This window comes from Novosphingobium album (ex Liu et al. 2023) (assembly GCF_029076845.1).
Classification (GTDB): Bacteria; Pseudomonadota; Alphaproteobacteria; order Sphingomonadales; family Sphingomonadaceae; genus Novosphingobium.
In genome coordinates, this window is the sequence record NZ_JARESE010000055.1 from 1 (window position 1) to 5,973 (window position 5,973).

3 protein-coding genes are annotated in these 5,973 nt (G+C 61.8%); all 3 read left to right on the plus strand.

Annotation, left to right across the window (positions count from 1 at the left end):
• Positions 1-39: 39 nt before the first annotated feature.
• On the plus strand, positions 40-3,249 hold the full coding sequence (locus PYV00_RS16080; RefSeq protein WP_275229322.1) for a protein kinase domain-containing protein: 3,210 nt from the start codon (positions 40-42) through the stop codon (positions 3,247-3,249).
• Positions 3,249-5,072 (plus strand): hypothetical protein, encoded by a 1,824-nt coding sequence (locus PYV00_RS16085; RefSeq protein ID WP_275229323.1) that lies wholly within the window; start codon positions 3,249-3,251, stop codon positions 5,070-5,072. Before PYV00_RS16080 ends, PYV00_RS16085 begins: the two co-directional genes overlap by 1 nt.
• Positions 5,073-5,233: 161 nt before the next feature.
• A complete protein-coding gene (locus PYV00_RS16090; protein WP_275229324.1) occupies positions 5,234-5,962 on the plus strand; it encodes a hypothetical protein in 729 nt (242 codons plus the stop codon).
• The last annotated feature ends 11 nt before the right edge of the window (positions 5,963-5,973 follow it).

Sequence of the window (5,973 nt, forward strand, 5' to 3'; positions counted from 1 at the left end):
GCATTTTGGACCTCCGATAGGTGAAAACACCTTATCTCGGTGTCCACCAAACCGGCAGCAGGCCATCCAAACTACGCCGGCGAGATGTTCTTTTTCAGCGTCAGCGACAGCGCTGCCGTCCCGACATCGGTGTTGAAGGAGAACCGAGATTGGACCTTGTCCCAACGCCGGGACTTCGCCGAACGCGCACTGATCGCTCTCGCGGAGTTTACCGATTCAAGCGAGGGTCCGCTCCTCCACCGGGCCCTCGATGCAGAAAGCGTGCGTGTTCGGGCCGATAACAGCCCGCTCTTCGCGGGCTGGCGGTGGGCCCGCCTTACGCCCGCCCAGACCTTGAGTGAAGGTGAGACTGGCGACACTTTTGGCGCCTTCGCAGCGCCTGAGATTCGATCGAAGGGATTGGCGACTGCGACACCGTCGTCCGACCTTTTCAGCCTGTGCGGCGTGTTGATCGAGCTCTTCTCGGCGGAGGAGGCGCCGGATGTTCGCGAGATCCTTCTCCTCGGATGCGATCCCGATCCATCGCGCCGACCTAGTGCGAGAGACATCGTGGATTTGCTCCAAGAGCAAGATCCTGGGGCCGTTGAACTACCACCCATCGAGCCAGCAGCACTTTCGCCGACGAGATGGGATGAAGGATATCAGTTCACGTGGAAGGACTCGAGCTACCGCGTGGTTTCCGTGCTGGGCCAGGGAAGCGTCGGCCGGACTTTCAAACTCGAGCAGCTTGACAGTGAAGATGGGGAGCCGATCGGGACGTTTGTAGGTAAAGCCGTCTTCAATCCTGATCTCGGACCCGCGTCGCTGGCCGCCTATCAGCGGCTGCGCCCCCTTTCGTTGCGCGAGGGACTCTCGAACATCCTCGAATGTGCGAGTAGCTGGAACGCGAACGAACTGATGACCTTGCTCCGGTGGACGCAGGGGGCGCCACTTAGCACCTGGTGCGGCGACCTCGACTTCATCGCGCAGGAAGACGGGGCAGAATCTACCGAGCAGCTCGCTATCGATTGGTTCGAGATGCTATGCGATGCGCTCGACGCTCTCCACGCCCAAGGATGGGTACACGGCGACGTCAGCTTGTCCAATATCCTCGTTGACGAGGCTCAGGTCGTCCTTATCGACTATGATCTCGCGGGACCGATCGGGTATCGGCCGCGCAGCCAAGGCACAGTGCTTTACACCTCGCCGGAGCGTCGCGACGGTGCGGAAGTCCTAGCTCGAGACGATGTCTACAGCCTTGCGGCAACGCTGTTTCACGCGATCACCAATCGTCCGCCCGCGCCAGCGAAAGATGGGTTAGGTCTCGATTGGACGAATGAAGAGCGAGCTGTCTTTCCGACGCTCGTTCCTCTTCTAGATCGGGCAACCGGTCCCGCGGACAGACGGTTCGTGGACGCGGGCGCCGCACTGCGAGAACTGCGCGCGAGCGCGTCCACCCCCCAGCAATCGTCGCCCGCAGTCGGCGCGGTTTCGGCTGTTCCCGAGCCGCTTCGTCCGAACGAGGTTGCGCGGGTAAAGGACATCCTCAGCACCTATCCGGGCTCTCGCTTCGGCAACGCGGAGACCCGCGGCCTCGACTCCGAATTTGCATTCGACACCTATGTACCAACCGCGCTCGATACGGCGCTGCCAGCGGCAATCACTGCCGGAGACGTGTCGCTCGTCATTCTCTGCGGCAACGCTGGCGACGGGAAGACAGCGTTCCTGCAACGACTCGTCCAAACCCTCGGCGGCGAACCGCCGCCGTCGAGCGAACGCGTATGGACGGGGAGCCTCGCGGGCCGGGCCGTGATGATCAATCTTGACGGTGCCGCAAGCTGGAAGGGGCGATCCGCTGACAGCCTGCTCGATGAATTGTTCGGTCCGTTTCTCAACGGCCCGACGAACGACCGCCGAGTCCATCTGGTTGCGGTGAATGATGGCCGACTCATGGAATGGATCGAGCACGCTGAAATGGAGCAGGACGAAACGGTCCTGACCAGAGATCTGGCGGCGGCGCTCAGCCATCAGAGCGCTGAACTGTCTTCTCATATCCGTCTCGTCGAACTCAACAACCGTTCGCTCGTCGGGGGGCTGGATGTAGCCCGCGGTATTATCACGACCGGCTTCATCGACGAATTGGTCCATCGCCTCGTCGGCGGAGACGCTACCGCGAGCATCTGGGCACCTTGTCGAACCTGCACCGCTCAGGCGCGCTGTACGATGAAGCGCTCCGCCGACATGATGGGGGCAAGTGGCGATCCCCACATTCTCGCTGACGGTAACCGCTTGCGGGCGCGGTTAACCGATGCGTTGCAGACGGTCCACCAGCGCAATGAAATCCATATAACCGCGCGCGAGCTCAAGGCTGCGATCAGCTACATCCTGTTCGGCCTGCACGCCTGCGAAGACCTGCATGAGAATCCTGACCTCGAACCCCACGATCCCGCAGACCATGCGTTCAATCCCGAGTCCCCGGCCCGACAAGGCGAATTGTTGCGGGAGCTGGCCCGGCTCGATCCCGCGCTAGAAGGACACGCGCGGGTTGATCGCTATCTCGTTGGCCGGGGCAGTCCAGATCCCGCCCACGGGGCACGGCGGTTCCGGGACTTAGTCGGCCGTCCCATCCCGTTGCGCAGCGCGCGTCGCCGCGCATATCTCGGCTGGTCGGCGGATCAAGTGCAGGCAATCGGTGGCGATGGGCATGCCCTCACTCTGCGCGACGGTCGCCGTTCATACGAGTTCCGGCGTTTTCCGCTCCTGTCGGGCGAGGAGCAGTCCTTGATCAAGCAGCGCCTGTGCGACGGTCTTTCCCGGCTTGAGGCGCTGCCGGATCTCGCTTACCGCGAAGCCAATCGAATCCCCATCAGGGTTGTGCCCCGGACACCGACAGAAACCGCCTTCTGGATCGAAAAATCTCTCGATCGCTTCTCATTAGTCGCCGAGCGTTTTCAGGCGACGGTCGGGCTTGAGACGCTCCATCGCTATCTAACACTGCGCTATACCCCCGATCACGGCGGGATGGATGAACTGCGAATCCCGCTCGAGCTCTATAGCCTCTTGATGGATCTCGCCGATGGTGTGCAGATTCTCGATGCATTTTCTGACGACGTCTTTGCCAATCTGGGCATCTTCACGAGCCGGCTGGCTCAGGAGGACGAACAAGCGCTAAACGCGTGGAACCCGGCGGACAGCGAGAAGGTGCACCACCTCGGCATCGAAACCCGCGCTGGCCGCCAGACGATACTCCTGACGAGCGAGAGCGCATAATGGCGAACGAAACCCGTCAGGTCGTTGAATCCGTTTTGGGCAGCCAGATGACTGCCCAGATTTGGACGAGCACCTATCCGCCGGTCTTCCCGTTCGTGCCGCAAGACTTTTCGGTTGGGGCGATCCTGCCAATGATGCTCTATCTTTTCCGGTGGGGAAATCGCCGCGGCAAAGGGAAATTCGCCGAAGTCTACGGTGCTGGCGCTCCGCCAACCATCTCAACGACAGTTGCAAGGCTGGTCGAGGACCCGAGCATAGAAGGATTCGATTCCGCTACCGGTCGAGCAATCTTGGGCGACTTTTTGCTCACGTCGATCCTGGAAAACCGGCGGCATTCGGAGTCTCATGACGAGCAGGTTCAGCGCTGCTTTGCCAATCACTATTTCGCGTCCTGGATCGACCTCCCGAGCAGCTCGGCCAATTTGCGCGGCGTTCCGGAAATGGTCACCGCGCTGCTCAGCAATCAAAGGGACGGAGAGAATGTAGAACCGTTTGCGGAGCGCGGTCGATACCGAGTCGGGGCAAGAGTGCAGGACAACGACCTATTGGCGTCGCTCGCGCCGGGTACGGAGACGACCGGCCCTCTAAAAAGCGACCTGAGATCGGACGATCTTGACGAAACGGTACCACTTCCACTCGATCAGCTGGTTACGGTTCGTCTAGCACAGGGATGCGGCGAGGCACCGGCCAAGGCGGTCGGACGAAACAATCCTGGGCCGATCCCTAATCAGCGCCCGATCGCAGCGCGTGCGGCCGAGATTTTCCGTGATGATCTCCTGGTCTTTCTCGACTGCTACGCGCGTGGCGGCGCCATGCCGCGTGCCGCGCTTCTTCAAATGCTCGAATCAGCGATCGCGATTGGGTTGACCACGATCCTGACGGCGACTGTGGAGATCATGAACCGCTGGGGCACTGCTGGCGTGCTGCCGGACGTGGCCGCCGCGCCGAAGTTCCCGCTGTTCGTGGACTGCTCCAGCGGCTCCGATCCAGCCCTTCGTGCCACATCCGAGGAATCCGGCTTCCTGATGCGACAGGCGCTTAACCGGCTGCCGGCGGTACTCATGCACGCGCGACTCCTCGACCACTTTGTGCGGAGCGAGTCGGAGATTGACCGCAAATCCTGGCCGCCCACGTCGCCAGACGGAACAGACTGGCTCAATCTGCTCGGTTCCGTTCTGAATGGCAGCCATGATGAGGCACGGGATGCCCGGCGCTACTTTATACGAACTGCGCGAAAGTTGCGCGATGCAGCCGAGACGGCCGAGGATCTCGAACTGCGCGCCTTGCTCGGCGAAGAGTCGAGAGAAGGCGATCCTGGCCGCGCGCTAGCAGAAGCGTTAAGCGCTGCTTTTACGGGCTCTTCGAATAAGGGGACCGAGCGGCTCAACACCTTTCTGTCATCGGCATTGATGATCGATGAAGTGAATGGGCTGGCAAAGCGTCGCAAGGTCACGCTTCATCAAACCCGGAAGAAAGGTCAGGGCCGCCGCGGTGACGCTCTTTCCTTCGTTCTGACCAATCCCGTCATCGAATATCTTGTACATCGGCACGTTCGCCGGACCGGCAAGGGTCGCAAAGAGCAACCGCTTTCTTACCCCGACTTTCTGCGTATTCTACGGGAGCAGTACGGTTTCTACGTCGATCGGGCGCCGCCGAACCTCGCGGTGCCAAGCGATCTGCTCCAGCGCAATCGGCGGATGCTAGAGCGGCGCCTGCGGGATCTCGGGCTGTTGATCGGCGTCAATGACGCGGAACGTATGAAAAAACTCCAGGCCCGGTACCGCGCCCAGCAGGACAGCGAAAAGATGGAAGACGCCGCGTAATGGGACCTCGCCACGTCGCCTTTCTAGCTCAGGCCATAGTCAATCGGCTCGGGGCTCCAACTTCCGGCGCCGTCGCTTTCCTGCGGTGTTTGCCATCGGAGCAAATCGATGCACTAGCCGATAGCGACGCGTTCGTCGTACCAGGTTGGACGGTCAATGCCGTGATCGACGTGGCTGGAAGCAGGCGCATCTCCGCCGATCAGGCGGTCGAACAGCGCGAGGACAAGGCCGACGCTGCACTGCTGCTGGTCGATCCGCTCCGCGCGGGAGCTGGTCTCGACGGCATCTACAGCGCCGGCCGCGAAATCGGCGAGGCTGAACTGTTCGGCGAGGTGCTGAAGCTTGCGCGCAAGCCGTTCTTCGGTCGCATGGGCGTGCTGGATGAGGCGGTCTGGCGCGCGGAACGGCTCGGCCGCCGCCGCCGGCTGACCCCCTGGTCGAAGTTCGATTTCTACGTGGGTGCGGCGGATGATCCGGGCGGCGCCCTCGCTCGGCTTGGCCTGTGGCCCGTTGCCAGCGATGGCGACCCCTCGACGAGCGAACTCGATATGTCGGCCGAGCTCACAGATCGTTTGCTCTACGTGAGCGATACTCGCGCAATTGCCGAACGCGTTCGCGCCCTGCAATTGGAAGATGCGACCGAACGTGGGCCCGAGCTGGAGCGGGCGTTGCGCTCCGTGTCGGGCATGAGCCCGGAGGAGGCGGCACGTCGCATTGAAGAGCAGCCCGACCTCTGGCTCGGGAGTCTCAAGCCAGGGTTCGCTAGTGAGGAGTTGCGCAGGATCCACCTTACGCCCTGGCGTGACACGAAGGGCGGCGTCCTGAAATGGTCTGGTTTGCGCGGCGACAACTACGATGGCCGGTTGAGCGGCGACTATGATGGCCGGTAGGATCGGTTGTC